Source organism: Paenibacillus thalictri (assembly GCF_004307995.1).
Classification (GTDB): Bacteria; Bacillota; Bacilli; order Paenibacillales; family NBRC-103111; genus Paenibacillus_AF; species Paenibacillus_AF thalictri.
In genome coordinates, this window is sequence record NZ_SIRE01000011.1 from 46,188 (window position 1) to 70,957 (window position 24,770).

The following is a 24,770-nucleotide window of genomic DNA, read 5'->3' on the forward strand; positions in this document are numbered from 1 at the left end:
CGATCACTTTAAGGAGTGACGGGATGTTGTTATGTTACAACCGGTAAAAATGTTGCCGCCAGCTTGCGGTTACATATCAGCCGGACTCTCAGCGCTCGCAATATGGAGGATATCGATCAGTTCAATCCATGCGCCGCTATGTTGATTTGAAATTTTGGCCCGTTTCAAAAGAGGATCGACTTTTTCGATCCGGCCTTTGACGGTCTGGTTACCGTATCGATCAAATACCGTAACGGTCACTTCCAGCTTAACTGCAACGGCTGCGAACAACTGCCGGGAAAGTTCATCCAGTTTTTGTTCATCCAGCAAAGGTTTTGGCTGTAAGTTCATCTCTTGTTTGTGCCGGATAATTTGCTCCCGATGTTCCGGCAGCATCATACGGCTGCTTTCCCACATTCCGTTGCCTTGCAGCTTTTTGCTCATTATTTCCAATGGCCTCCGATCATTTGGCTTCTTCTTCGGGCCTGCCCGGCCTCGGAGGTCGAGGAGGCCCGCATAATCGCCGTGTCCCCGTATTTATTCCTGATCGCATCGGTCACCCGCTCTACGCTGCGCAGCTTCTCGCTATCGTCAAACAACGTCAGCTGGTACGTATCGGACGGAACCAGCGAGGACAGCGCCAAGCCGATTTTGCGTACCGGGAAGCCGTCCCAATGCTTCTGGAAAATAGCGCATGCGGTTTTGTACACATATTGGGTGATGTCCGTAGGATCTGCCAACTTCATCTGACGGTAGAACCCGGCCGGGCGGTCAAAATCGGCCCCTTGCGCTCCGGCGGAAACAACCCAGCCCATCTGGCTCTTCAGCCGGGAGCGCCGGCATACAAGCTCGGACAATTCAAGCAGCGGCACCTTAATCTGCTCGAATGTGTGAAAATCGACCGGCAGCGTCATTTGGTGGCCGATCGCCTTCTGCACTTTGCCGTGAGTGAACGGATCGACCGGCGCATCGTCCGCCCCATTGGCAATTTTCCATAAAACCTCCGCATGAATGTCGCTTTGTCTGCCCAGCCGCTTACGCATCATGATTTTGAGCTCGTTTAATGGAAGCTGCGCCAGATCGCCGATCGTATACAGATTCATCCGGTTAAAATGAGCCGTCATTCGGGAACCTACCATAAACATCTTCTGGATTGGCAGCTCCCACAACGTTTTCGGCATATCCGCGCGTAATATCTCGCATAAACCCGAATCGTCTTTCTTGGCATAATTGTCACAGGCCATTTTGGCGATCACTTTGTTCTCGCCGATGCCGATGCGGGTGTACACGCCGGTGTCGTTCCTTACTTTGTCTTGAATCGCCTTGGCGATCTGCCGTGGACTGCCGAACAGGCGGATGCTCCCGGTCAAGTCGGCGAACTGCTCATCGATGGAATAGGGCTCCACCAGGTCGGTGTACATCTCCAGAATCGCGGTAATTTGTCCGGAAACGTCGATATATTTCTGCATTCGCGGCTTGATGATGATCAGTTCGGGACATTTGGCCAGCGCTTCCTTTAGCGTTTCGGCGGTAGTGACGCCATAATTCTTGGCTATGGGACAGGCGGCAAGAATGATTCCGCGGCGCTCCTCCGGATTGCCTGCGACCACCAGCGGCTTGTTCTTATATTCCGGATGTGCGGCTTTCTCTACGGAAGCGTAAAAGCTTTGGCAGTCGGCCAAAAAAACGACTCGTTGTTGGCCAGAATTCATCGTTATTCACCTTCCGTGAGTGGAATATTCAAATATTCGCTGCCTTTATTTAAAATTTCCGTACGCACTCTGTCCCACAGCAGCAGGAGCCTGTGCTCATAGCCGCGGCACTTGAATTTGGCGCAGACGCCGTCCGCTTCGCGGGTTTCTTCATATATTTTGATGCCCCGCTTCCTCAGCTCCGCTTTCAGTTCCGTCAATTCCAGGTAAACAGTGTCTTGCGCCCGGGCAAGACCTTTGATAAACAGCATATCGAGCCGCAGTTTGACCCGGCCGAGCCTATGAATATCCTGCTCCAGCACGTCAAGCATGATGGGCAGAATCACGGCCGCCTTCACAAACCGGAGCTCTTCCTGCGTAAGCAGCGGCGCCCGGTTCATACAGCCGACCTGCCTTTAGGCAAAATGGCGAGGATGCTGCTGATTTTGAACAAGCGCAGCGCCTTCCGCTCATAACAGTAGGCGACGGCGTGTTCTCGGGTAAGAGAGCGAAGCTCAATCAGCCGCTTGGAAAACCGGCCCTGCCGATCGATATAGATGATTTCCGCTGTGCGATTCACGTATTTTTGCAGCACGGCGTGCATATAAACCACCTCGAATACGAACTTATGTTCCTGTTTTTATTATATACCCGAGACATGCTGCTTATGCAAGTGGAATTTATATACATTTGTCCGGAGGCTCCGCTTGTTTGAACCGCCGCCGTTTGCGCTCCTTGGATAGGCGCAGCCGCTGCCAGGGACAAGGAAATTAATAGGGGCTCCGCATCCTTTTTCATCCAGCTGCGTATTACTTTACAGTAAATTTTGAAAAGGAGGGGCAAAGGAGCGATGGCCCGTTTGGAATATCGGTTGTACGAAGAAACCGGCGAGTTTCCTATGCTTTATTATTACGAAGACATCTCGGAAGAGGAAATTGCGATGCGCTTTGCCTGCCACTATTTCGTCAAGGACGACAAAGTGTATGGAAAGACATCGGTCGCGGTTGAGGCGGACTGCTTTGTTGTATATGTGCAAGAAGATGCGGAGGAACGGACCGTGCCCGATTGGGCAGCGGAGGAAGCGGCGGGCGCCGGCATTTGCGTAGAACTCAGGGAGTATAAAGAAGACGCCGACAACTATCCATTAGTATGCGAATACACGTTTGCGGACAATAAGACGGCGCTGTTGTATCTGCTCTCCGACTATTTGTATGAAGAAAATACGGAATGGTACAAGACGTCTGCCGAAATTGACGAGGACCGCGCGGTGTATGTGATTTATGCAGCGCCCGCGGAGCAGGCATGAGTCCGCAGCGGCAGCGGCCGGAATACCAGGCGGTAAGAGAACGGTTATACGGGTCCATGCGTGAGGAAGGGACGTTTACGTGGGACATGATGTACGGCGAGGAATATGCGCTGGCCGGATTGCACCGGGCAGACGCAGGGGCGCTGAGAGAGATCCGGCAGGCGGCGGCTTCGCTGGGAGCGGTGATCGCGAAGACGGTGGGCGTCATTCAGCAAGCGGACGATACGCTGCTGCTTGAGCTTGGCATCCCGCATCAAGCGCTTGGCGCATGCAGAATCAGCGTGGAGCGGGTTCAACCGACCGTGATCGGCCGGTTCGATTTTGCCGTTACCCGGCAAGGCGTCAAAATGCTGGAGTTTAACAGCGATACGCCAACGGGGATCGTGGAAGCATTTTACGCCAACTCCCGAATCTGTTCGTATTATGGGGCGGAAGATCCGAACCGGGGAATGGAAGCGATGTTCCGCGGCGCGTTCGAGCGAATTGTGGACGCTTACCGCGATGAAGGCCGGGCGACCGGACGCATCGTCTTCAGCTCGCTGGATTGGCATGAAGAGGATGCCGGCACTACGCGTTATCTGCTTCGCCAATCGGGTCTTGCCGGTACGTTTGTGCCGCTCTCCGAGCTGCGCGTGCAGGACGACCTGCTGAAGGCTCCCGGAGCGGATGGACAACTGCAGCCGGTTGACGTGTTGTATCGGCTGCACGCGCTGGAGAAGCTGGCTGAAGAATGCGACGAGGACGGCTACCCGACAGGAGCCCATGTGCTGGATCTAATCGCCAGACGACGTCTGGCCGTCATTAACCCGCCGTCCGGTTTTGTCGCGCAAACGAAAGCGCTGCAGGCGCTCATATGGAGTTTGCATGAATCCGGCGAATTTTACGATCCGGAGGAGCAGGAAGCGATTGAAGCTTACATGCTGCCGACGTATCTTGACAGGCGGCCTTTGGCCGGACAGGCTTATGTGCAGAAGCCGATTTTCGGCCGCGAGGGCGGAGGTGTGGCGATTTATGATCCCGGCGGCGATCTTGCCGAGAAGGATGCCGAACCGCTGTATTGGGATCAGCCTGCCGTTTTCCAGCAATATACGGAGCTTCCCGATATTGAAATGGAGACGCTGGACGGTCTTCGCCGGGGTAAGCTGCTGTGGGGCTGTTTTTACATAGGCGGGGAGCCGTCCGCGGTCATTGCCAGAATGGGCGGCCGAATTACAAACAATATGTCGTATTATGTGCCGGTAGGGGCTGCAGACTGAAGGGGATGGAAACGATGATGGAGTGGGGAAATATCGTTAATTTTTTATTGTACGCGGTTATAACGCTGCCTTTAATTGGACTGGGTATCGTCTTTTTCATATGGACGACGCCATATAGCGAGCTGAAGCTGATACGGGCGGGTTCCGAGGTCGAGGACAAGCAGAAGGTGGCGGCGGCTAAGGCGACGGTATACGATTTGGGCGGTAAAATGATCGGACAGGCGCTGGTGCTCGCTTCTGCCGTATACCATTCCGTGGGGCTGCTGGACTTGGTGGTGTGGGGCTTGCTTGGCATTGCCTTTCAAGTTATCGTGTTTTATTTATTTGAATGGATTACGCCGTTTAAGGTGGTCGAGGAGATTCCGCGAGGCAATGTCTCCGTCGGCATGTTTTCATTCTTTTTGAGCTTGACGACAGGGATTTTGATGGCGTCGCTAATCAGCTATTAACCGCCATCCAGCCGCTAAACGGCCCCGGTAACATATTTAGGCGCCGGGGCTGCAACAATGATTTCCTTTTCAGCGTCATATTACATATGACGTCGGGAGGGAAGAAGATGAGCAAAGTAAATTTTAACGTTAATTTGATGCCTTATGAAGCTTTGGATTTGATCAGAGACAACCAGAACGCGGATCTTGTGCATGAGGAATACCACGAACTTGGAGATGGTTTGTTTACCGGTACGCAAGTATATGAAAAGTATTATTTCCGCACCAAAAACCGCGCGGCGCTGGTCGTTATCGCCGACAATTTTAAAGGGGTTACCAGCGTAAGAGCGATTGCGACGGGCAGCTCGGAAGGACTTATTTTTAATTTCGATTGGGGCGCGTCCGATAATTTTGTGTCGTCTGTGGAAAATATTTTGCAGCGGTACATCTTATAGCCGTATCTGTGGGCACCGCTTCGCATGGAGCGTTGAATGAGCGGCAGCGAAGCGACGCCGAATGAACCGACAGCCAAAAAAAGCCGCAGGGTATTATGAAGGCCACTGAAAAAGCAGCTTAAGTGAGCGAAATCATGCTGGAGAAGCGCCAGCGTTCGCTTTTGTCCCCGAATTTCACCTGCCGCAAGCAGGTACATTCAAGAAATTCGGGGACAATTGGCGATCGGAAGTATGATTCGCTCATGCAGCGTTCACTTTTTCAGTGGCCTCGGTACTATGCCCGCGGCTTTTTGGCGTGTTAATTACGGATCAGGCGCAGAAACTCCCGCATAAATCCCGGCAGGTCCGGCCAGGCGTGGCCGGAGACGATATTGCCGTCTACATGCAGCGTTTCGGATGCGTACGTCGCTCCGAGATTCTCCACGTCGGGACGGCAGGCCGTGTAAGCGGTCATCGTGCGGCCTTCAAAATATGTACTGTTTTTTAATGCGCCAAGCACCAGCACGGCATGGCAAATCGCGCCGACAGGTTTTCCCGTTTCCAGAAAGTGCCCTACAATGCTCTGTACTTTGGGATCCAAGCGGATGTACTCCGGAGCTCGTCCCCCGGGAATAATCAAGCCGTCAAACTGGAAAGGATCGACTTCTTCGAAGGAGACGTGCGATTCAAGCTGGTAGCCGGGTTTTTCGGTGTACGTATCCCAGCCCTCGAAATCGTGAATCACTGTCCGCAGCACTTTTTTCTTAGGTGATGCAATGACGGCTTCATAACCTTCTTCTAAAACCCGGTAATAAGGATAATAAACTTCCAGTGCTTCTACTGCATCGCCGGTAATTAAAAGTATTTTCTTGGACAATGAAATCACTCCTATACAAAATTTTTGGACGGACAGGCTGTCCATATTTCAATTTTCGTACAGTATACAAAATTTGTAAAGCGTATTTTAGAATTTGGGCATTCTCGCAGTTCCGCACTGCTAGATGGAGAAATAGTAGAGTTCCGCGAAAATCAAGCAAGCTCAATAACCCTTTCCCGCAGAAGCGAAGGGTTATTGAGCAGGGGGGAGTCAGTGCACTTGGCCGGAGGCATTACCGCCGGAAGAACCGCCGTTTTGCTTCGACATCAACTCCATGGTCCAATCAATCATTCCGTTCATCACGCTGAGTATTAAATTGACGACATCTTCTTGGGTGACCGCGTTGTTTTTACCGGAAGCGTTTTTGGAAATGAAATCCTGCATGTTTGTCTCCAACTGATCCACCATGTCTTTCAACTGCTTAAAATCGTCGGCCATACAGGCGATCCCTGGACCTGCTTGCCGCTGACCGCCGCTTTGCTGCTGATCTTGCCCTTGTTGCTGATCTTGTCCTTGTTGCCCTTGTTGGCCTTGCTTTTGCTTTTGGCTATCTTGCTTTTGGCTATCTTGATTTTGACTATCTTGCTTTTGAGCGCCTTGTTTTTGCTGGTCCTGGCCTTGAGCCTGTTTTCCTTGTTGCCCTTGCCCCACATCCTGGTTATTGCCTTGATCTTGGCTTTGCTGCTGCCCGCCGCCGCGGCTCAATAGCTCTTTGATTTGCTGCAGTTCCTGGCTTAAGGCTTGATTTTGCTCGCTTAATTGCTCGATTTCGTCTTTGATTTCGCGGTTGCTGATCATGGTGTGCTCCTTTAGAAGGATTTGACTAATACGTTTATTATGTGCAGCATCCGTAAAAAAAACGCATAAACCGAAGGTTTACGCGCGTCGCAGTTCGTTATGATGCCGGGACAAACAATCACACCAGCAGAGCGATTGCAAGCAGGTCAAATAACACTAAGGGCAATATAAACGGAAAAAAGGATGTATGCACTTTTTTGCCGCTGCGTACGCTGCTTACCTGCAAGTGGACCCTCTTAGCATCCACCTTCATAATTTTGCCTACATAGACATTGCCGTTTTTGGTGTGGATTTTTACCATTCGGCCATGGTACTGCTTTGCCTTTTGATGCATCGATAGGACTGACATCGTCTTAAGCCTCCCTCACTTCCGTTTATCCAGCATATGTTTGAAAGGAAGGTTATGTTCATATTTAATAGGAATAGAGGCTCCCGCATGCATCAGCAGGGATATGATCGAATCGGCGGGTGCTCGGAAGGATCCGGCGGCTGCCCATAAATCAGGAGCAGGGGCTGCGAACAAGCGGCTTTTTGTTTTTTGCCGATCCTTCACTATTTCTACTTGACCCGGTGTCGGGGACACTGTGTCCGGGAGCTATGGATGCATTATTACATTTGTTACAACGGGCGCAAGCTCATCGGTCCGCTGACGAAGGAACAAGCGGCCAAAGAACTGTTCGTGTTAAACGGGACGTTTAAGGATTTGTACATTATCGCCGTGGACGAGGAAACGGGGAAAATCAAAGGCACCCTTCGCAATAAGAAAAAAGGCCGCTAGGGTGCCGCTCAAGGGTATAAGACTTGCCCAATATCGGAATGGGGAATTTTTCAGGAGATTACCTCTGTGTTGCCCGCTTCCAGGATGTCGAAAATCGTAATGTTCTCACGCTCTCTAATATTATCGAGCAGCAATTGGATAAACTCATCTTCTAATTCAAGGTCGACCGCTTTATGTAAAGTTGCTACTAGGAGACTGTCGCTTAAATCTTTCATATCTGCAGAATCATGCATCATCGTTCTCACTCCTGTTTAATGAATTGATTTCATTGTAGCTCCCAATTATTAGGATTGTTTTAAGTGAAGTGTTAGTTTTTGGTTTGTTTTGTTGGATTGTGTTAAGAAGCTAAATATGCAATCGAAGACATCTAACGATTTAAAAAGAAAAATGGTTGAGCAGGGGTACGTGCTGTTCAGCCATTTTTTTATCTGTAGCGAATTTTCCAACGAACTCGAATTCCAAACACGTGTTGTGGCGCTGCGCGGCTGTCGCCGTACTCCGTACGGGCGTTATTCTGTTGGCTTACCTGGTGAGGATTGGTTATATTGGTACCCTTTTATAATAAAAAATAACTTCGAACTATTTTACAATAAAATTAAATAATTTTTGGTTTAAGGAAAGGGTAGTTCGTATGAAGGGGAGCAGCATACTAGACAAAAAGTTTCGTGTTAGTCAGATATTAATGGTTCTGCTAGTTTTAATATTAGCGATTGTAATCGGAATCGTTGGAATGAATATGAGGGCTTCAACAACACCTGCTTTGAGCCCGTCTGAACCTAACTCGTACGAACAAGGCGTATCATTATATGAACCTCTAAAAGAAGACAGATATGGAATTACGAAGACTCAGTTTGATAGTATTCAATATGGAATGACCTACTTCCAAGTGAAAGAAATCCTTGGAGACAATGGAGAAGTTATCCCGAATGATGCTATGTCCATTTCAAAAACATATATTTATCCAGGTAAAGAAAGTGGAAACGCTGTATTAACCTTCCAAGATGGAAAACTTAAACAGAAGGTTGAAATGGGATTAAGCTAAAAAAATAATAAGGAAATCAAATATTCTTTGCACCGATGTCCATGGCGGAGCAGCAACGTGCCGGCATTCTGGCATCGATCACACGATTGCCCAGGCTGCGCTGGAAAGCGATTGAGGGGCTTCTGCCCCCGGCAACAACCTTTTCGGCATCAAGGGATCCGGACAAGAGTTTGCCAAGCAGGAGTACGTTAACGGCCATTTTGTCACAGTGACGGACGGCTTCAGGGTATATGACAGCTTAATCAATCACAGCAATTTTTTGCTCTCAAATGGGCGCTACGCAGCGGCGGGATTCCTGAATTGCTGCAAGTACCTTGATTACGCCGGGGCAACTCGGGCGCTTCAAACTGCTGGCTATGCGACGGATCGAAACTATGCCGCGAGCTTATCAGTATCATTGAACAATACAGCTTGGCTCAATATGATCGCGCTGCCTTTGCGGTCGTGGAGGATGAGGATGTGCCGAAGCTTGACCAGGGCGTCGCTCAGACGCTGATTAATACTTACCTCAAGCCGTCGTGGGAAGTTGCTAACCAACAAGAAAAAAAGAAATTCCTTTAAATTTTATTCAAAAGGTATTTAGAACAATGGCAATGGCTCATTGGCACACCTTTCAGATCTTAACGAAACGTTCAGATCGACTTCTTGAACTTTCTGAAAAACTACCTTGGCCAGAAAATATTTGGAAAGGGGTTAGCGTTGAGAATCAAAGGGTCGTTTCTCGGATTAACGATTTACGTCAAGTACCTGCAAAAGTGCGGTTTTTATCAATAGAGCCTTTAATTGGGCCAATAAATAACCTGGATCTGAGCGGGATACATTGGGTAATCGTGGGTGGAGTCTGGGTATGGGGCAAGATCTATGGAAGAACAATGGGTTAGGTATATCAGGGACATGTGTTTAGAACAAAACGTAGCTTTTTTCTTCAAACAGTGGGGTGGCGTACAAAAACATCGTACCGGAAGAATTCTTGAAGGTCGTACCTGGGACGAATTCCCTGATGATCGTAAGGAATATGTAAAAGAAGAACTGCTTCTCACCTAAGTGTTTTAGAGTCCCCGCCAGCTCAGGTTGGCGGGGACTTTTCCATTTTCGACAAATTTACTCATTCAAAATACTATTATTACATAATATGGTAAATTTAACTTGGACAGATCATGTTTTAATTTGTAATATATTCAATGGTTTTGAAAATATATAAGATAAAGGGAGAGATTTTATTGAAGAAAATTTGTTATTTATTAGCTTTTGCCATGACATTGCTGGTTTTATTACCCGTATCTTCAGCTTTTGCGGCAACAGTTGGGCAACAATTAACGTCACCAGAGGAAGGTTGGAAAAGGTACGATGATAAAGACCCTGCCATAGTTTATACGGGCAGTTGGACGGATCAAACAATTAGCGGGGCCTATAAAGGAGCACTGAAAGCTACTACTTATAATGTACCTGCTGCAATTGGTTCTTTCGCATCTTTTGAATTTGTTGGTACAAAGATTCGATTGATTGGAGAGTATTGGACAACTACTTCAACGAGTATTGATGTTTATATTGATGACGAATTTGTCCAAAATATCTCGCAAAGGAATGGTTCAGTCCAAACAAGGCAAATTTTAAACTATGAGGCCATAGATCTACCAAACGGTAAGCATAGTGTGAAGATAATAAATAGAACTCAACTTTATTTGGTTATTGATGCAATCGATATCGACGAGTCAGGTTACTTGATTAACCCAAATATCGGTATTTCAACAAACCTAACAGCAAGTGGAGGTAATGCAAATGTTCAACTAAATTGGTCAGTTGTGTCCGATGCAACTAGCTACAATATTAAACGTTCGGCAACTCAAAATGGGCCATATACCACGATCGCTTCAAACATAGAAAGTGTAAATTTCATCGATACATCGGTCACTAATGGAAACACTTATTATTATATCGTAACTGCTGTAAATTCAAATGGCGAAGGCGGAAGTTCGAATGAAGCATCAGCAACACCTAAGGTTGGAGTAACAATTCCGGCAGCGCCGCTTAATCTGGCAGCTAGCGGCGGAGATACAAAGGTAACTCTAACATGGGATGCTGTAGTTGGAGCAACTGGCTACAAGGTGAAGCGATCGACAACTCCGGGCGGACCATACACAACGATTACGTCAAATGTATATGGCGCCTCTTTTGTCGATACTAGCGTTGTAAATGGTACAACATATTACTATATTGTCACAGCTATAAATTCAGCCGGCGAGAGCGGAAACTCTAACGAAGCGTCTGCAACACCTACTGCACCTACAGCACCTAATACAGGTCGAGCATTACTTGTGATACAACTCACCAACGGAGTAGAAAAAGAATTCGACCTCTCCATGACCGAAGTTAATGCATTTATCAGCTGGTACGAAGGCAAAGCTGCCGGAACAGGTACTGCGTCCTTTGGGATCGATAAGCATGATAACAACAAGGGACCGTTCAAAAGTAGAAAAGACTATGTGATCTTTGATAAAATCGTTTCTTATGAAGTAAACGTGTATACTCCTTCGGTACAATAAAAACCATCAAATCCCAACAAAAATAAGGAATATTATTTGATGGGTGATGTAAAAATTATCGGAAAAGTTGTGGAAGTTAGAATCGCTGTTAGCTAGAAACTAATAAGCGCAAACCAATGTAAATTTCATTGGTTTGCGCTTATTTTGGCTAATGGCGGACCATCTTCGTCAACAATTCGTCAACAACTCGGAATAATGGCTGGATAGGAAGTGTTTTGAGGACCTTAATTAAGAACAAAAAAATCGCGCAACCATAAGGTTTGCGCGGCTCTGCATAACAGAAAGTATTCGGGGCCCATTGCTGGGCCCCTTCATGGGAGAGGAGAAACCGGACGAAGAGCTTATGGGGAACGTAAGTCTTCTCCGCGGTTGTCTACGACATGTTCTATGTCGATACTACCATGTTGCACACGTAACAGGTAAAATATACATCGGCGGCCAAATTTTTTGTGAAAATGAACGAGGGTATGGTACGATAGCAGTATTGTCTCAACATTACCGCAAGAAGCAAAAGGGTGGAAAAACGCGTGAGAGTCATATCCGGCACAGCCAGGGGAAGAAGTCTGAAGGCGGTTCCCGGTCAAGGCACAAGACCAACAACGGATAAAGTGAAAGAAGCGATATTCAGCATGATCGGCCCTTATTTTGACGGAGGCATCGTGTTGGATTTATTTGCAGGCACAGGGGGGCTTGGCATTGAGGCGTTAAGCCGCGGCATGGAGAAGGCGATATTTACCGACATCGATAAAAAAAGCATCGACGTGATCCGCGACAATGTGCGTACCGCCGGCTTTGCGGAGCAAGCGGAAATATACCGCAACGATGCCGGGAAGGCGCTGAAGGTGCTGGCCAAACGCGGCGTGCAGCTCGACCTGGTGTTTCTCGATCCTCCGTACCGGCTCAAACTATTGCGGGAACTGGTCGAGACGATGCTGGAGGAACAGCTGCTCTCCGAGCATGCCGTAATCGTTATGGAACACGATGCGGAGGACAAGCATGAGATGCCCATCGGCCGATTTACACCGGTCCGCAGAGCGGAATACGGTGATACGGCTGTCACCATTTACAAAAATTCCGGTCCGGAAACAGAATGAACAAGGAGATGAGGCGGCGTGACCAGCAGCAGACAACCGATGATTGCCGTATATCCCGGCAGCTTTGACCCCGTAACAAACGGACATTTGGACATTATCCGGCGCTCGGCCCAAGTATTCGACAAACTGATTGTGGCGGTGCTTAACAACACGAGCAAAAGCCCGCTGTTTTCGCTTGAAGAACGGCAGGCGCTGCTTGCCGAGGTGACGAAGGATCTGCCCAATGTGGAGATCGATACGTTCCGGGACCTCACGATTAATTATGTCAGGCAAAAAAACGCCCGGCTGATTGTCAGGGGCTTGAGGGCGATATCCGATTTTGAATGGGAGATGCAGCTCGCATCCACAAACAGCAAGCTGGATGATGAAATTGAAACGATGTTTATGATGACGGCGCCGGAATATTCGTTCTTGAGCTCCAGCATTGTGAAGGAAATCGCCAAGTTTCACGGGCCGGTGGGCGATTTGGTGCCGCATGCGGTGGAGCAGGCGCTGCTGCAAAAGTATACATAACCGGCTCGTGAAATGCCGGTATGCGAACGGGCGGCGCTCAGCGAAGAGGCTGCGAACAGTCGGCCCTGGGGCGGTGCGGCAAGGAATTGCCCGGTCCGCATGCCCCGATTCCCGTTTCACCGGTGCGGCAGGCAGCACGGCACGCGGCTTGAACAAGGTAAGGCGCAGCCTTTACGGCTGGCGCCGGTTTTTCCATATAAACGAAACGATGATGGAAAACACAAGAAAGGCCAGCAGCAGCATGCCGAATTGAAGCATCATCGGGCTGACAAAAAACCACAGCCCGCTCTTCAAGACGCCGCCCGCGTGGTCTGCCGTCCGGGCCGCGCCCGACAAGAAGCTGGGCTCGGCGCCATCCAGCCAGCGCTCCAGCGGTGTCCATAACGCCCAGGTGCTGACAAAAGCAAGCGCCGCGTGAAGCCCGCGCATTTTTACAAAATGGGGAAAGCGAATTTTCGCGTCGATGGTCAGGCTTCGCACCTGCAGGTGAACCGACAGCCCGCCCCAGGCTAAGGCGGCGCTTAAGACGGAAGCCTGCCACACCGGAGACGGCAAGTCCGTCTGGCTGATCGCAAACGTGCCGAGGTGCACTTCCGTCAAGGCGGGCAGGATCAGCATCAGCCACTTGTGCACTTCCTGCACCGGCAGCCCCAACGAACCGGCGGCTTGACTCAGCCAATCGACGGCGCCGCTTAAGCCAATTACGCCTAGAAGCACGGAAAACATCATGATATAGCCGCCGATCGCCATCAAATTGTTAACCGACGAAATGACGGAGTCGCCGAGAATTTTGCCGAACGTGCGGCCGTCTTCCTGGTGGGCCATCTGCATCGCGTAAGCGGCGCGGGCGGGCAGCGAAGCTTGCGGATCGGGATGCTCCAGCCAGCTGGAGCGGGTATCGAGAGCGGTTTCGGCTTGTTCTTGCTTGTCCTTGAAGCGGGAAGCGACAGCCGCCAGCAGCAGGGCCGAGCCGTAATGAATGACGGCCAGCATCAGGCCGAGGCGAGCATTTTGGAAAAATCCGACACCTACGACGGCTACAAGGAACACCGGGCTGCACGTATGGGACAACGAAAGCAGGCGGTCGGCTTCATGCGGCTTGACCAGCTTGCTGCCGCTGAGTGTGCGGACGGCGGCCGCCCCGGCCGGGAAACCTGCGATCCAGCCTATGGCCAGCGACCAGCCCCCGGCTCCGGGCAGCTTTAGCAGCCGCCGCATGGCCGGTTCCAGCAGCTTGCCGAGACCGTGGATTACACCCATGCCGGTCATCATTTCGGTTAGAATGAAAAAGGGCAGCAGCGCGGGAAAGACGAGCTTCCACCAGAGATGAAGCCCCTGCAGCGAGGCATGAAACGCTTTATCGGGAAACAATATGATGCATACTACGAGCAGCAAAGCCATTAGTCCCATCAACACGGTGGCGGAGGCCGCCTTACGCTGATTCACGGTAATCACTCCAATATATAGCCGAATGGTACATGTTTACGCATGGAAACAGCTGTTTAGACCAAGCCTTCCGCCGCATACAAATAAACTGCAGGTTATGTTTTTGCTCAAAAGGGAGAGTTTTATCATGGAACGAGGTCCGGCTCATCGTATCCGCAATTCGCGTATCGTCGTTTCGGTTTTTATCGGTCTTGTGCTTATGTATTTGCTTGTGTTTATGCCGCTGCCGATGTTTATTTTTCAGCCCGGCACGGCTGACCCGATCAAGCCGATGGTGCGCGTCAAAGGCGGGGATGCCGAGGAAAAAGGGGCGTTTATGCTGACGACTGTGCGGGTCAGCGACGCAAGTATCACCAGTCTGCTGGTGGCGATGGTGCATCCTTATGAGGATATTTACTTTAAGAAGGATATTTTCAAAAATGGGGAAAACGAGCGGGAATACACGCAGCGGCAGGAAATTGTGATGCAGTCGTCGCAGATGAATGCGATTCAAGCCGCATACCGGAAGCTGAATATTCCGTTTCACATTCAGAACGACGGGCTTGTCGTTGTGCGGACCCTGCCCGGGTATCCCGCGGAGAAAGAGCTGATCGCCGGGGACTCGATTGTCAAGATCAATCAGGATCCGGTCAAATCTAGCGCAGAGCTGAACGAGCTGATGAAGTCCAAAAAACCCGGCAATACGATCGTTGTGACGTATAAGCGGAAGGGCGAGGAGAAAGCGGCCAACTTGACGCTGACGGCGCTGCCGGCCGAGAAAGATGCGAACGGTAACGTCACCTCCGAAAGGGCGGGGCTGGGAATTGTGCCGGCCGATGTGCAGTCGATCAAGGCCGATCAGGACGGCAAGCAGGTGAAAATCAAAGCGGGGGAAATCGGAGGTCCTTCGGCAGGACTTATGTTTTCGCTGGAAATTTACAACAAGCTGACGCCGGGCGATCTCAGCAAAGGTTACCGGATTGCCGGCACGGGCACCATATCGGCCAAAGGAACCGTAGGTTCAATCGGCGGTATCGAGCATAAGATCATCGCTGCAAGCAAAGCGAAAGCGGACATCTTTTTTGCGCCAAAAGACGAAACGGCCGAAGCGAGTGGCGGAACTCCGGCCAGAAATTATTCGGACGCCAAAAAACGGGCGGACGATATTCATACCAAAATGAAAATCGTGCCCGTCGGCACATTGGACGAAGCGATCGCTTATTTGCAGCAGCTCGAGCCGAAATCGTAGGAAGAGGGGCGGATCGGCGGCTGGTAATAGTCGCGGAACAGATCGTCCGCCTGCGCGTCCCGGTAAGCCAGCGCATACATGGACGAAGCGCGGATATCCATCTCTAGCATCAGATTTTCGGCGCCGCCGACCTTGCTGACGACGGGAACTTTGGCCGTCGTTTTCATCCGCTTCAAAAGCTGTTGCCCCGTTTCGCTGAAGCCAAGCACACGCAAATACGGGACGCCTTGCCGCAATAAACTTGCGTCAAGCTGCTGCTTGCGGTGGCCAAGCAAAATCCGCAGCAGCATGCGCTGCAGCTTAGGCAGCGTGTAACGTTTTGTCTTCAGCTGCGCCAGCAACTGCTCAACGATGAGGGGCTGATCCGGACGAAGCCGGGGCAGCGCCATTTTGATCCGGTGCTCCAGCCCTTCCGCCACCTCATAGAAGGCGGCGAGATCTTCCGCTGTTTGTCCCAGCAGCTGATGCAGCAGCGGGCGGGAGAAGTTGTCCCACGTGATAGGACCGCGGCCGCATTCCCATTCCCGCAGCAAAATGCGGTAGGTGGATTCGGGCACAAACGGGCGCACGGCGTCCAGCCGGCGTTCTTCCAGCAGCAGCTTGCGGATGGCGGTGGCGCTGGCGATCTGCGCGTCGTCGATGGTCGTTTGGTTATAGCCCGCTTTTTGGCGGGTAATGGTCAGCGGCCGAATGTTGCTTTGCAGCCGCTTGAGCGAGATTAAATAATGCAAGCCCAGCGTATTGTTCGGCTTCGACAGCTCGGCGGGATCTACGCCCGGCAGCAGCCTTGCCGCCGCCCTGCTGTATGCGGCGGGATAAGGGAGGCCGCCTTTCAGCTCTTCGCGGATCAGCGCCTTGAAGGCGTCGCTTTCTGCAGCCAGGTGGCCTGAGAGCACGTCCAAAGCGGAGATATCGCCGCTTTCGCTGCCGAAGCAGAGGCTGTCGACGACGCCGGTGGCGTCGAGCGCAGAAACTGCGCCGTAGGCGAACCATTCCGCAGGCTGGGAGGCGTACGCCGCCGGCAGCTCCAGCACGAGATCGGCACCCATCTCCAGCGCCATTTCGGCGCGGGCCCATTTGTTCACGATCGCGGGTTCGCCGCGCTGTAAAAAATGCCCGCTCATCACGGCGACCGCCGCTTCCGCATCCGCGGAGCGCTTCGATTCGCGGAAATGGTAGGCATGGCCGTTATGCAGCGGGTTGTATTCAACAATTAGACCAACCGTGTTCATAGCTCCTCCAGATGACAAATGTGTCTCCTTATTATACATGAAGTGACACAATTTCGTCATATTGCCAAATTTCCAGTGAATTGTTCTATACGAAGCGAGTTTTCTTGCCAGAAAACTCTTAGCTTATCCTTCCGAAGTGAGTTTTCTTGCCAGAAAACTCTTAGGATTTTCAAGAGTAAATGTTGACAAAATACAAGTAATGTCGATATAATAAGTTTTGTTTGTTTGGGGTGATAATACGTGCTGATGAACATAAAAGAATTAGCGATGAAGGGAAACACCCAGCATATATCGGAACAGCTAGATGTGACCGATGTTCTGAAGGAACGTGGCGACCTGCTCGGGTTCAGCCCGCTGAACGTGCAGCTTACGGCTAGATACATAGCTGACGCCGCCCAGGTGGACGGCGAGCTTGAGATGGATGTCGAGATGCCTTGCTCCAGATGCTTGAAGCCTGTACACGAGCATTTGACCATACCCTTTCATGAAGCCTTCGTGAAGAAGGATGCTGAGCACAAGGAAGAAGATGAAGACAGTGATTTCATCCTTGTCGAAGAAGATAAGGTGGACCTGACGGAGTATTTGATCCAGGACATGCTGCTTTCATTGCCGTTCGTGCCGTTGTGCGACGAAGATTGCAAAGGGCTTTGCCCGGTATGCGGAGTCGACCGCAATGAAACGCCATGCGAATGTAGACAAGAGAAAATTGATCCCCGTTTGGCCGGACTGGCGGATTTTTTCAAGCAGGAATAAAGGCCGTGAATTCCTTGAAGGAGGTGGGAAGTATGGCAGTACCTCAGAGAAGAACATCGAAAACTCGCCGCGATAAGCGTCGTACTCATTTTAAACTGGAAGTTCCAGGCATGGTGAAATGCGATCAATGCGGAGAATTGAAATTGGCTCACCGCATTTGCAAAGTTTGCGGTTCTTACAAAGGAAGAGAAATCATCAGCAAGTAATTTAAAGTAAAGATAGTACTTCATCAGGTGGTGAGGTGCTATTTTTTTTGGATTCAAGCAATTCCCCCTTTTCTTTCTTAAGAAGTTTTTATATACTAACGTTTAGTACCTGGTGTTAATGACAGCCATTATAGATCCTATCCAATACAAAGGCGGTGCGTTGCTATCGAGCGCCTTCCCAAACGCGAACGTCAGCAGCGGCTGACCAAAGCTATTGAAGATAACCCGTTTATCACGGACGAAGAATTAATGAAGCTGTTTCATGTCAGTATTCAAACGATCCGGCTTGATCGGCTGGAGCTAGGGATACCCGAACTGCGCGAGCGGATGAAGCATATGGCGGAGAAAACGTACGACCAGGTGCGTTCGCTGCCGCTGCATGAGGTCATCGGGGAGGTTATCGATCTGCAGCTTGACCAAAGCGGCATTTCGATGTTTGAAATTCGCGAGGAACATGTGTTTTCCCGCAACAAGATTGCCCGCGGACACCATGTGTTCTCTCAAGCGAATTCGCTTGCCGTGGCCGTTATTAATGATGAAATTGCTTTGACCGCTGCGGCGGATATTAAATTTTTGCGTTCGGTCAAATTGGCTGAAAAATGCATCGCCAAAGCATACGTGCGTTCCATCTCCAAAGGGAAAGCTAAGGTGGAAGTGTTCACATATGTCAGCGATGAACTTGTATTTCAAGGCATGTTCACGATTTTTCACTCAAAGACGAAGGCCCGCTCCGAAGGGGGGTACTTAGATGCGGATAGCGATTGACGCTATGGGCGGTGACCATGCTCCGGAGGCCACTGTGCAAGGCGCTGTACTTGCAGCCAAAGAATGGAGCGACACGGAAATCATTTTGGTTGGCGATGAAACGAAAATTAAGGCGTTCCTCACGGAACAGCCGCCGAATATGAAAATTGTCCACGCTACGGAAATGATAGAGCCGGATGACGAGCCTGTCAAAGCGGTACGCCGGAAAAAAGATTCGTCGATGGTGGTGGCTGGAAGGTTAGTCAAACAACGCGAAGCGGACGCTTTCATCTCCGCCGGCAACACCGGCGCGCTGATGACGACGGCGCTGCTGATCGTTGGCCGGATGAAAGGAATCGAACGGCCGGCTTTGGCGCCGATGATCCCTACAGTGGATGGAGCCGGCGTATTGGCGCTTGATTTGGGCGCCAACATGGATGCGACGCCCGAGCAGCTTGTGCAATACGCGATCATGGGCAGCATTTACCGCAATATCGTACACGGCGTAGCCAAGCCGCGTATCGGCTTGCTGAACGTCGGCACGGAAGCGATGAAGGGCAATGAGCTGACGAAAGCGGCTTATCCGCTGCTCGAGCAAGCTCACATTCATTTTATCGGCAATGTGGAATCGCGTGATATATTGCAGGCCAAATGCGACGTTATCGTCTGCGACGGCTTTGCCGGCAACATCATGCTGAAATCGATTGAAGGCGCGGCTTCGACCATATTTTCTGCGCTGAAAACCGAGTTTACGAAATCATGGCTGACGAAAATCGCTGCGCTGATCGTCAAACCCGGTCTCAGCCAGTTCAAAAATAAAATGGATTACGCAGAACATGGCGCGGCGCCGCTGCTTGGCGTAGACGGTCTAGTGATGAAAAGCCACGGCTCCTCCAACGCGGTTGCCGTCAAAAATGCGGTTCGTCAGGCGCGGATCGCGGTGCAAAACGATTTGGTCCGCAGCATATCGGCGGAAATCAGTAACGGAAGCGAGATGTAACAAGATGAACTTCATTCCGGTAGGCATTATCGGTTCAGGCAGCTACGTTCCGGAACGTGTGCTGACCAATCAGGAACTTGAAAAAATGGTCGAGACGGATAACGAGTGGATCGTTACCCGGACCGGCATTCGTGAAAGAAGGCTGGCTTCGGCGGAGCAGGCGTCCTCGGATCTTGCTTATGAAGCGGCGCTGCGGGCGCTGGCGAAGTCCGGCATCTCCCCCGAACAGTTAGACTTAATCGTGGTGGCGACGATAACGCCGGATATGTCGTTTCCTTCGACAGCCTGCATTTTGCAGGAAAAGCTGGGCGCTAAGAAAGCGGCGGCATTTGACTTGTCGGCAGCTTGCTCGGGTTTTATTTACGGTCTTGCGAATGCGGTTAATTTTATTGCGGCTGGTATTTATAAATATGCGCTGGTCATCGGCACCGAATGCTTGTCCAAGATTACGGATTATACCGACCGCAATACATGCATTTTGTTTGGCGACGGCGCGGGTGCCGTAGTGCTCGGCGAAGTTCCGGAAGGCCGCGGATTCCAATCGTTTGAGCTAGGGGCCGACGGTTCCGGCGGAGAACTGTTGAAAATAGCCGGCGGGGGATCGCGCAATCCTTCCTCCGCTCAATCGATCGAAGGAAAATTGCATTTCATCCATATGGAAGGCCGCGATGTATTTAAGTTTGCGGTCCGCATTATGGGCAATGCCGCGGAAGAGGCGCTGCGCAAAGCCGGCAAGTCCAAAACGGACATCGACCTGCTTGTGCCGCATCAGGCCAACATCCGCATCATTCAATCGGCGCTGGAGCGACTGCAGCTGCCTGAAGAAAAATGTATGATTAACCTGCACCGCTACGGCAACGTATCGGCAGCCTCCATTCCGATCGCACTTGCGGAGGCGGTGGAGGAAGGCCGTGTCAAGGAAGGCGACTGCATCGTCATGGTCGGTTTTGGCGGCGGTTTGACGTGGGGCGCTTCCGTGCTTGTATGGTAAAGGAATAGCCGTTTGGAAGGGGTAATACCGCATGGGTAAAATCGCTTTTGTATTTCCGGGTCAAGGCGCTCAAGCCGTTGGCATGGGCAAGGACGCTTACGATGGCCATGAGGCGGCGAAAGCCGTGTTTGACCGCGCGGACGAAGCGCTGGGATTTAAGTTATCCGACATTATTTTTAACGGTCCGGACGAGGAACTGAAAGCGACATATAATACGCAGCCTGCGCTGCTTACGGCCAGCATCGCTTATTTGGAGGCGCTGAAGGCGCACGGCGTGCAGCCGGACTACGTTGCCGGACACAGCTTAGGGGAATACAGCGCGCTGGCGGCCGCAGGGGCGATCGGCTTCGAAGATGCGGTCCGCACGGTGCGCGCGCGCGGCGAGTTTATGGAGCAGGCGGTGCCGGGCGGTCAAGGCGCGATGGCTGCGGTGCTTGGCGCAGAACGCGAAGCGCTGCGCAACCTGTGCGCGGCGGTAAGCGCAAGCACGGGCGTAGTTGAGCTGGCGAATGTCAACTGCCCTGGGCAAATTGTCGTCTCCGGCAGCAAGGAAGGCGTGCAGGCGATTGTGGAGCAAGGCAAAGAAATCGGCGCGAAACGTGTGATTCCGCTTGAAGTCAGCGGACCGTTTCACTCGTCGTTGATGAAGCCTGCCGCACAGCAGCTGGCCGGGGTATTGGCCGATGTGGCGATGCAAGCGCCTCAGGTTCCTGTTGTCGCCAACGTGACGGCAAGACCCGAAACGTCGCCGGAGCGCATTCGCGAATTGCTTGTCGAACAAGTATATTCGCCGGTGCTTTGGGAGGATACGGTCGCCTGGCTGATTGAGCAAGGCGTAGATACCTTTGTGGAGATCGGTTCGGGCACGGTGCTGGCCGGATTGATTAAAAAGGTCGACCGCAATGTCAAAGTCATTTCGGTTAACAGTCTGCAGGCAGCCGAATCGTTTGCATTGTAACGCCGAGGGCCGCAAGGGTGCTATAGTTGACGGCATTATCGCGTCAAATTGTTTTTGCTTCTATATTGGGCGTAAACAGGTATCAGCTTAAGGGAGGGATTTGTCTTGCTAACCGGAAAAGCCGCATTAGTAACCGGAGCATCCCGGGGCATCGGCCGCGCCATTGCGCTTGCGCTGGCAGAGGCTGGCGCTGACGTGGCGGTGAACTACGCCGGAAGCGAGCAGGCCGCCGCAGAGGTGGTCGACGCGATCAAGGCGATGGGCCGCAAGTCGTTTAAAGTGAAAGCAAACGTCGCTTCTTCCGCGGAAGTGGAAGAGATGTTCAAGCAGGTGCAGGAAGCGTTCGGCCGTATTGACATCCTTGTCAATAATGCCGGGATCACAAGAGACAATTTGATTATGCGCATGAAGGAAGAAGAGTTCGATCAGGTGATCGACACGAACCTGAAAGGCGTGTTCAATTGTGTCAAAGCGGCCACAAGGCCGATGATGAAGCAGCGTTCCGGCCGGATCATCAACATTTCCTCCGTTGTCGGCTCGCTTGGCAATCCAGGGCAAGTCAATTACGTTGCCGCGAAAGCGGGCGTTATCGGCATGACCAAGGCCGCGGCCAAGGAGCTTGCTTCCCGTAACATTACGGTGAACGCGGTGGCTCCCGGCTTTATTACGACGGATATGACCGACAAGCTGTCGGAAGAGATGAAGCAGCAACTGCTGCAGCAAATTCCGCTGGCTCGGCTCGGACAGCCGGAAGACATCGCCAAGGCGGTGCGTTTCCTGGCGTCCGACGATGCTGCCTACATGACGGGACAAACGATCCATGTCGATGGCGGCATGTATATGTAAAATTTGTAATTGTTTACAAATGGAGGCATATTCCGACAGAAACAAGCTATGGCATTTTGTCCATAAGTTAAGTATAATACCATGGAGGAGGTGAACCGGATGTCCGACGTATTTGACCGCGTAAAACGCATCGTCATTGACCGCCTTGGTGTTGAAGAGGCTGAAGTTACCATCGAAGCATCTTTTAAAGATGATTTAGGTGCAGATTCATTAGATGTAGTAGAATTGGTTATGGAGCTTGAGGATGAGTTCGATTTGGAGATCTCTGATGAAGATGCAGAGAAAATAACTACTGTAGGAGAAGTAGTTAACTACATACAATCTCATACTTAAAACCAGTTTTAAGTCCCGTTTCTCCTACAACGGGACTTAACTCCATTTTTCGCATCCATTAGCATAAGCGGTTGCAATTTCGAAATTGAGGTGGATCTATAGTGAAGCAAAGAGTGGTCATTACCGGTCTTGGCGTCATGACCTCCATCGGTCGTGACTTGGAGACGTTTTGGGGCAGCTTGATGGCTGGAAAATCCGGTGTCAGCGAGATTGAAGCCTTTGATGTAAGCGAGTATCCTACCCGAATTGCTGCCTCCATCAAAGATTTTAATCCTGAAGAATATGTAGATAAAAAAGAAGCGCGCCGTATGGACCGTTTCGTGCAGTTTGCGGTGGCCGCGTCTTTGAACGCGTTAAAGGATGCAAACCTGAATGTGAAAGAGGATACCGATCCTGAAAGGGTCGGCGTGTATGTCGGGTCCGGGATTGGCGGTTTGTCGACCTGGGAGGAGCAGCATAAGATTTTGCTGGAGAAGGGGCCGAAGCGGGTTAGCCCGTTTTTTATCCCGATGATGATCGCCAACATGGGGTCGGGGCAAATCTCCATGATTACCGGCGCCAAAGGGCCGAACAGCACAGCGGTGACCGCGTGTGCGACAGGCACCCATTCGATTGGCGATTCGTTTAAGATGATTATGCGCGGCGACGCGGATGTCATGATTTGCGGCGGCGCCGAAGCGACGATCAGCCCGACGGGCGTGGCCGGCTTCTGCGCGCTGCGCGCGATGTCGACCCGCAACGAGGAGCCAAGCAAAGCAAGCCGACCGTTTGATGTCGACCGCGACGGATTTATCATGGGCGAGGGCGCAGGCATTTTGATTTTGGAGTCGCTGGAGCATGCGAAGAAACGCGGCGCTCATATTTACGGCGAAGTGATCGGTTATGGCATGAGCGGCGACGCGCACCATATGACCGATCCCGATCCGGACGGAGCGGCACGCTGCATGAGCAAGGCGATTCGCGACGCGGGCATCGAGCCGTCCCAAATCGATTACATCAACGCGCACGGTACATCAACTCCGGTCGGGGACAAGTCGGAAACTACGGCGATCAAAGCGGCCTTAGGCGAACATGCCTACAAAGTAGCGGTGAGCTCGACCAAATCGATGACAGGTCATCTGCTCGGAGCCGCCGGCGGCGTAGAGGCGGTTATATGCTCGCTTGCGCTGCAGAACGGGATCATTCCGCCGACGATCAACCTGGACAATCAAGATCCGGAATGCGATTTGGATTATGTGCCTAATGTGCCAAGAGAAGCGGATCTTCACATCGTGATGTCCAATTCGTTTGGCTTCGGCGGACACAATGCGACGATCATTCTGAAGAAATACGAAGCATAAGGTGAACGCAACATTCGACGCCGACCAATGTAATTAAAAGATGACTTTTTGAACAACCTCTTAAAACTAGGGTGAATGCGTAATGTTTTGCGATTGCCCGCTGACGGGTACAGCACGATAAAACTGCGAATGTGCCCATTCTCAAGAAACAGGCGGTGATAATGTGCATCGTAATCTTAAGCAGCTGCAGGAGAAGCTGGGTCTGCCCTTTCGTAATCCAGACCTGCTCAGGCAGTCGTTTACGCACGCTTCGTATGTGAACGAACACCGGATGGCTAATTTCAGGGATAATGAGAGGCTGGAGTTTCTGGGGGACGCCGTACTGGAACTCACGGTATCGGAGTATTTGTTCGACAGATATCCAGACCGTTCGGAAGGCGAACTGACCAAACTTCGCGCTTCGATCGTATGTGAGCCTTCGCTTGTCGGTTTTGCCGAGGAACTGGATTTTGGCGCTTATGTGCTGCTCGGCAAAGGGGAGGAGCTGACGGGGGGACGCTATCGGCCGGCTTTGCTTGCCGACGTGTTTGAAGCCTTTATCGGGGCGCTTTACCTAGACCAAGGACTGGATACGGTGAAGCTGTTTTTGAAAAAGCACATGTTTCCGGGCTTGCCGGACCATGGCCGGCTGCTGACCGTTGATTATAAAACGCAGCTGCAGGAATATACGCAGCATCACAACATGGGAGCGGTCGAATACCGGATTGTCGACGAACGGGGGCCTGCCCACGAACGCGAATTTGTCGCGGATGTGTATTTAAACCGCGAGCAGCTCGGTCAAGGCGTCGGCCGTTCCAAAAAAGAAGCGGAGCAGCATGCGGCAGCGAAGGCGCTCAAAGCATTGCGGGTACCGCATCAATAACCGGCGGAACACGTCCGGCACCAGCAGCGCAAGCGGTCAGAGCCGTTTGCGCTGTTTTTGGTATGCCGGGAGGCTTGGCTTCCGATTTGCCC

The 24,770-nt window shown here is 51.4% G+C and carries 31 protein-coding genes and 2 pseudogenes; 23 read left to right on the forward strand and 10 right to left on the reverse strand.

Annotated elements, in window-relative coordinates:
- Window positions 1–69: 69 nt before the first annotated feature.
- Genes EYB31_RS16125 through EYB31_RS16140 form a run of 4 tightly spaced genes read right to left on the reverse strand, consistent with a single transcriptional unit; the run spans window position 70 to window position 2,274 of the window.
- A complete protein-coding gene (locus EYB31_RS16125; RefSeq protein WP_131014387.1) occupies window positions 70–423 on the reverse strand; it encodes a YolD-like family protein in 354 nt (117 codons plus the stop codon).
- On the reverse strand, window positions 423–1,691 hold the full coding sequence (locus tag EYB31_RS16130) for a DNA polymerase IV (RefSeq protein ID WP_131014388.1): 1,269 nt from the start codon (window positions 1,689–1,691) through the stop codon (window positions 423–425). The genes EYB31_RS16125 and EYB31_RS16130 overlap by 1 nt, the downstream gene beginning before the upstream one ends.
- Before the next feature lie 2 nt (window positions 1,692–1,693).
- The gene (locus tag EYB31_RS16135) at window positions 1,694–2,071 is read right to left on the reverse strand and encodes a YhjD family protein (RefSeq protein WP_131014389.1); all 378 of its coding nucleotides are present in this window, start codon (window positions 2,069–2,071) and stop codon (window positions 1,694–1,696) included.
- Window positions 2,068–2,274 carry a hypothetical protein gene (locus EYB31_RS16140; RefSeq protein ID WP_131014390.1) on the reverse strand — a complete coding sequence of 69 codons (207 nt, stop codon included), beginning with the start codon at window positions 2,272–2,274 and terminating at the stop codon, window positions 2,068–2,070. The genes EYB31_RS16135 and EYB31_RS16140 overlap by 4 nt, the downstream gene beginning before the upstream one ends.
- A 246-nt stretch (window positions 2,275–2,520) precedes the next feature.
- Between EYB31_RS16140 and EYB31_RS16145 the strand changes: the two genes are divergently transcribed.
- The 4 genes from EYB31_RS16145 to EYB31_RS16160 all read left to right on the forward strand — a co-directional run bounded on the left by EYB31_RS16145 (window position 2,521) and on the right by EYB31_RS16160 (window position 5,115).
- On the forward strand, window positions 2,521–2,976 hold the full coding sequence (locus EYB31_RS16145) for a hypothetical protein (RefSeq protein WP_131014391.1): 456 nt from the start codon (window positions 2,521–2,523) through the stop codon (window positions 2,974–2,976).
- Window positions 2,973–4,232: a glutathionylspermidine synthase family protein gene (locus EYB31_RS16150; protein WP_131014392.1), complete on the forward strand. Its 1,260-nt coding sequence runs from the start codon at window positions 2,973–2,975 to the stop codon at window positions 4,230–4,232. Before EYB31_RS16145 ends, EYB31_RS16150 begins: the two co-directional genes overlap by 4 nt.
- A 14-nt stretch (window positions 4,233–4,246) precedes the next feature.
- Entirely contained in the window at window positions 4,247–4,681 is a 435-nt protein-coding gene (locus tag EYB31_RS16155) for a DUF350 domain-containing protein (protein WP_131014393.1), read from the forward strand.
- 107 nt (window positions 4,682–4,788) lie between these two features.
- Window positions 4,789–5,115, forward strand: coding sequence for a DUF6054 family protein (locus EYB31_RS16160; protein ID WP_131014394.1), 327 nt, complete (start codon window positions 4,789–4,791; stop codon window positions 5,113–5,115).
- A 298-nt stretch (window positions 5,116–5,413) separates the two neighbouring features.
- On the opposite strand, the gene EYB31_RS16165 is transcribed toward EYB31_RS16160, so the two are convergent.
- The 3 genes from EYB31_RS16165 to EYB31_RS16175 form a co-directional block, all read right to left on the reverse strand.
- Entirely contained in the window at window positions 5,414–5,971 is a 558-nt protein-coding gene (locus EYB31_RS16165; RefSeq protein ID WP_131014395.1) for a DJ-1/PfpI family protein, read from the reverse strand.
- 210 nt (window positions 5,972–6,181) lie between these two features.
- Window positions 6,182–6,769, reverse strand: a complete 588-nt coding sequence (locus EYB31_RS16170) for a hypothetical protein (RefSeq protein ID WP_131014396.1) — start codon at window positions 6,767–6,769, stop codon at window positions 6,182–6,184.
- 118 nt (window positions 6,770–6,887) lie between these two features.
- A complete protein-coding gene (locus EYB31_RS16175) occupies window positions 6,888–7,118 on the reverse strand; it encodes a hypothetical protein (protein WP_131014397.1) in 231 nt (76 codons plus the stop codon).
- Window positions 7,119–7,370: 252 nt separating this feature from the next.
- Between EYB31_RS16175 and EYB31_RS40245 the strand changes: the two genes are divergently transcribed.
- Window positions 7,371–7,547, forward strand: coding sequence for a hypothetical protein (locus tag EYB31_RS40245; protein ID WP_165452448.1), 177 nt, complete (start codon window positions 7,371–7,373; stop codon window positions 7,545–7,547).
- 50 nt (window positions 7,548–7,597) lie between these two features.
- Here the strand turns inward: EYB31_RS40245 and sda are convergent, their stop codons facing one another.
- Window positions 7,598–7,783, reverse strand: coding sequence for a sporulation histidine kinase inhibitor Sda (gene sda / locus EYB31_RS16180; protein WP_240762485.1), 186 nt, complete (start codon window positions 7,781–7,783; stop codon window positions 7,598–7,600).
- Window positions 7,784–8,178: 395 nt separating this feature from the next.
- On the opposite strand from sda, the gene EYB31_RS16185 reads away from it, so the two are divergent.
- The 7 genes and pseudogenes from EYB31_RS16185 to coaD all read left to right on the forward strand — a co-directional run bounded on the left by EYB31_RS16185 (window position 8,179) and on the right by coaD (window position 12,739).
- Window positions 8,179–8,589, forward strand: a complete 411-nt coding sequence (locus EYB31_RS16185; protein ID WP_131014398.1) for a hypothetical protein — start codon at window positions 8,179–8,181, stop codon at window positions 8,587–8,589.
- Between the two features lie 142 nt (window positions 8,590–8,731).
- Window positions 8,732–8,968 (forward strand): annotated as a pseudogene (locus EYB31_RS41540) (glucosaminidase domain-containing protein); the annotation flags it as partial.
- 32 nt (window positions 8,969–9,000) lie between these two features.
- On the forward strand, window positions 9,001–9,150 hold the full coding sequence (locus EYB31_RS40920; RefSeq protein ID WP_240762487.1) for a hypothetical protein: 150 nt from the start codon (window positions 9,001–9,003) through the stop codon (window positions 9,148–9,150).
- Between the two features lie 32 nt (window positions 9,151–9,182).
- A pseudogene (locus EYB31_RS16195) lies at window positions 9,183–9,633 on the forward strand (DUF5131 family protein).
- Between the two features lie 137 nt (window positions 9,634–9,770).
- Window positions 9,771–11,132, forward strand: a complete 1,362-nt coding sequence (locus EYB31_RS16200) for a hypothetical protein (protein WP_131014399.1) — start codon at window positions 9,771–9,773, stop codon at window positions 11,130–11,132.
- Window positions 11,133–11,659: 527 nt separating this feature from the next.
- Window positions 11,660–12,226 carry a 16S rRNA (guanine(966)-N(2))-methyltransferase RsmD gene (gene rsmD, locus EYB31_RS16205; protein WP_131014400.1) on the forward strand — a complete coding sequence of 189 codons (567 nt, stop codon included), beginning with the start codon at window positions 11,660–11,662 and terminating at the stop codon, window positions 12,224–12,226.
- 39 nt (window positions 12,227–12,265) lie between these two features.
- Window positions 12,266–12,739: a pantetheine-phosphate adenylyltransferase gene (gene coaD / locus EYB31_RS16210; protein WP_131014623.1), complete on the forward strand. Its 474-nt coding sequence runs from the start codon at window positions 12,266–12,268 to the stop codon at window positions 12,737–12,739.
- Window positions 12,740–12,910: 171 nt separating this feature from the next.
- Here the strand turns inward: coaD and EYB31_RS16215 are convergent, their stop codons facing one another.
- Window positions 12,911–14,185, reverse strand: coding sequence for a nucleoside recognition domain-containing protein (locus EYB31_RS16215; protein ID WP_240762489.1), 1,275 nt, complete (start codon window positions 14,183–14,185; stop codon window positions 12,911–12,913).
- A gap of 127 nt (window positions 14,186–14,312) precedes the next feature.
- Here EYB31_RS16215 and EYB31_RS16220 point away from each other — a divergent pair, with 127 nt between their 5' ends.
- Window positions 14,313–15,413, forward strand: a complete 1,101-nt coding sequence (locus EYB31_RS16220) for a SepM family pheromone-processing serine protease (RefSeq protein WP_131014401.1) — start codon at window positions 14,313–14,315, stop codon at window positions 15,411–15,413.
- On the opposite strand, the gene EYB31_RS16225 is transcribed toward EYB31_RS16220, so the two are convergent.
- Window positions 15,383–16,645, reverse strand: coding sequence for a nucleotidyltransferase (locus EYB31_RS16225; protein WP_131014402.1), 1,263 nt, complete (start codon window positions 16,643–16,645; stop codon window positions 15,383–15,385). The two genes, EYB31_RS16220 and EYB31_RS16225, sit on opposite strands and share 31 nt — an antisense overlap.
- Before the next feature lie 267 nt (window positions 16,646–16,912).
- Between EYB31_RS16225 and EYB31_RS16230 the strand changes: the two genes are divergently transcribed.
- The 10 genes from EYB31_RS16230 to rnc all read left to right on the forward strand — a co-directional run bounded on the left by EYB31_RS16230 (window position 16,913) and on the right by rnc (window position 24,678).
- Complete coding sequence (locus EYB31_RS16230) at window positions 16,913–17,398, forward strand: YceD family protein (RefSeq protein ID WP_240762491.1); 486 nt, start codon at window positions 16,913–16,915, stop codon at window positions 17,396–17,398.
- A gap of 32 nt (window positions 17,399–17,430) precedes the next feature.
- Entirely contained in the window at window positions 17,431–17,604 is a 174-nt protein-coding gene (rpmF, locus tag EYB31_RS16235) for a 50S ribosomal protein L32 (RefSeq protein WP_131014404.1), read from the forward strand.
- Between the two features lie 165 nt (window positions 17,605–17,769).
- Window positions 17,770–18,369 carry a transcription factor FapR gene (gene fapR / locus EYB31_RS16240; protein WP_131014405.1) on the forward strand — a complete coding sequence of 200 codons (600 nt, stop codon included), beginning with the start codon at window positions 17,770–17,772 and terminating at the stop codon, window positions 18,367–18,369.
- Entirely contained in the window at window positions 18,353–19,348 is a 996-nt protein-coding gene (gene plsX / locus EYB31_RS16245) for a phosphate acyltransferase PlsX (protein ID WP_131014406.1), read from the forward strand. Before fapR ends, plsX begins: the two co-directional genes overlap by 17 nt.
- Window positions 19,349–19,352: 4 nt before the next feature.
- Entirely contained in the window at window positions 19,353–20,339 is a 987-nt protein-coding gene (locus EYB31_RS16250) for a beta-ketoacyl-ACP synthase III (RefSeq protein ID WP_131014407.1), read from the forward strand.
- Window positions 20,340–20,370: 31 nt separating this feature from the next.
- Window positions 20,371–21,297, forward strand: a complete 927-nt coding sequence (gene fabD, locus EYB31_RS16255) for an ACP S-malonyltransferase (RefSeq protein ID WP_131014408.1) — start codon at window positions 20,371–20,373, stop codon at window positions 21,295–21,297.
- A gap of 105 nt (window positions 21,298–21,402) precedes the next feature.
- Window positions 21,403–22,143 carry a 3-oxoacyl-[acyl-carrier-protein] reductase gene (gene fabG, locus EYB31_RS16260; protein ID WP_131014409.1) on the forward strand — a complete coding sequence of 247 codons (741 nt, stop codon included), beginning with the start codon at window positions 21,403–21,405 and terminating at the stop codon, window positions 22,141–22,143.
- Between the two features lie 99 nt (window positions 22,144–22,242).
- Window positions 22,243–22,476, forward strand: a complete 234-nt coding sequence (acpP, locus tag EYB31_RS16265; RefSeq protein ID WP_131014410.1) for an acyl carrier protein — start codon at window positions 22,243–22,245, stop codon at window positions 22,474–22,476.
- A 101-nt stretch (window positions 22,477–22,577) separates the two neighbouring features.
- Window positions 22,578–23,816, forward strand: a complete 1,239-nt coding sequence (gene fabF / locus EYB31_RS16270) for a beta-ketoacyl-ACP synthase II (RefSeq protein WP_131014411.1) — start codon at window positions 22,578–22,580, stop codon at window positions 23,814–23,816.
- 163 nt (window positions 23,817–23,979) lie between these two features.
- On the forward strand, window positions 23,980–24,678 hold the full coding sequence (gene rnc / locus EYB31_RS16275) for a ribonuclease III (protein ID WP_131014412.1): 699 nt from the start codon (window positions 23,980–23,982) through the stop codon (window positions 24,676–24,678).
- Window positions 24,679–24,770: the final 92 nt, after the last annotated feature.

Excerpts from the sequence above, each read along its gene's own strand:
- plsX (WP_131014406.1), top strand. The coding sequence starts at position 18,353 with ATGCGGATAGCGATTGACGCTATGGGCGGTGACCATGCTCCGGAGGCC.
- EYB31_RS16155 (WP_131014393.1), top strand. The coding sequence starts at position 4,247 with ATGATGGAGTGGGGAAATATCGTTAATTTTTTATTGTACGCGGTTATA.
- EYB31_RS16125 (WP_131014387.1), bottom strand. The coding sequence starts at position 423 with ATGAGCAAAAAGCTGCAAGGCAACGGAATGTGGGAAAGCAGCCGTATG.
- sda (WP_240762485.1), bottom strand. The coding sequence starts at position 7,783 with ATGATGCATGATTCTGCAGATATGAAAGATTTAAGCGACAGTCTCCTA.
- acpP (WP_131014410.1), top strand. The coding sequence starts at position 22,243 with ATGTCCGACGTATTTGACCGCGTAAAACGCATCGTCATTGACCGCCTT.
- EYB31_RS16130 (WP_131014388.1), bottom strand. The coding sequence starts at position 1,691 with ATGAATTCTGGCCAACAACGAGTCGTTTTTTTGGCCGACTGCCAAAGC.
- EYB31_RS16150 (WP_131014392.1), top strand. The coding sequence starts at position 2,973 with ATGAGTCCGCAGCGGCAGCGGCCGGAATACCAGGCGGTAAGAGAACGG.
- EYB31_RS16200 (WP_131014399.1), top strand. The coding sequence starts at position 9,771 with ATGGTTTTGAAAATATATAAGATAAAGGGAGAGATTTTATTGAAGAAA.
- EYB31_RS16250 (WP_131014407.1), top strand. The coding sequence starts at position 19,353 with ATGAACTTCATTCCGGTAGGCATTATCGGTTCAGGCAGCTACGTTCCG.
- EYB31_RS16170 (WP_131014396.1), bottom strand. The coding sequence starts at position 6,769 with ATGATCAGCAACCGCGAAATCAAAGACGAAATCGAGCAATTAAGCGAG.
- EYB31_RS16135 (WP_131014389.1), bottom strand. The coding sequence starts at position 2,071 with ATGAACCGGGCGCCGCTGCTTACGCAGGAAGAGCTCCGGTTTGTGAAG.
- EYB31_RS16220 (WP_131014401.1), top strand. The coding sequence starts at position 14,313 with ATGGAACGAGGTCCGGCTCATCGTATCCGCAATTCGCGTATCGTCGTT.
- EYB31_RS40245 (WP_165452448.1), top strand. The coding sequence starts at position 7,371 with ATGCATTATTACATTTGTTACAACGGGCGCAAGCTCATCGGTCCGCTG.
- EYB31_RS16230 (WP_240762491.1), top strand. The coding sequence starts at position 16,913 with ATGAAGGGAAACACCCAGCATATATCGGAACAGCTAGATGTGACCGAT.
- EYB31_RS16225 (WP_131014402.1), bottom strand. The coding sequence starts at position 16,645 with ATGAACACGGTTGGTCTAATTGTTGAATACAACCCGCTGCATAACGGC.
- EYB31_RS16140 (WP_131014390.1), bottom strand. The coding sequence starts at position 2,274 with ATGCACGCCGTGCTGCAAAAATACGTGAATCGCACAGCGGAAATCATC.
- fabD (WP_131014408.1), top strand. The coding sequence starts at position 20,371 with ATGGGTAAAATCGCTTTTGTATTTCCGGGTCAAGGCGCTCAAGCCGTT.
- coaD (WP_131014623.1), top strand. The coding sequence starts at position 12,266 with ATGATTGCCGTATATCCCGGCAGCTTTGACCCCGTAACAAACGGACAT.
- EYB31_RS16175 (WP_131014397.1), bottom strand. The coding sequence starts at position 7,118 with ATGTCAGTCCTATCGATGCATCAAAAGGCAAAGCAGTACCATGGCCGA.
- EYB31_RS16160 (WP_131014394.1), top strand. The coding sequence starts at position 4,789 with ATGAGCAAAGTAAATTTTAACGTTAATTTGATGCCTTATGAAGCTTTG.
- EYB31_RS16145 (WP_131014391.1), top strand. The coding sequence starts at position 2,521 with ATGGCCCGTTTGGAATATCGGTTGTACGAAGAAACCGGCGAGTTTCCT.
- rpmF (WP_131014404.1), top strand. The coding sequence starts at position 17,431 with ATGGCAGTACCTCAGAGAAGAACATCGAAAACTCGCCGCGATAAGCGT.
- EYB31_RS16185 (WP_131014398.1), top strand. The coding sequence starts at position 8,179 with ATGAAGGGGAGCAGCATACTAGACAAAAAGTTTCGTGTTAGTCAGATA.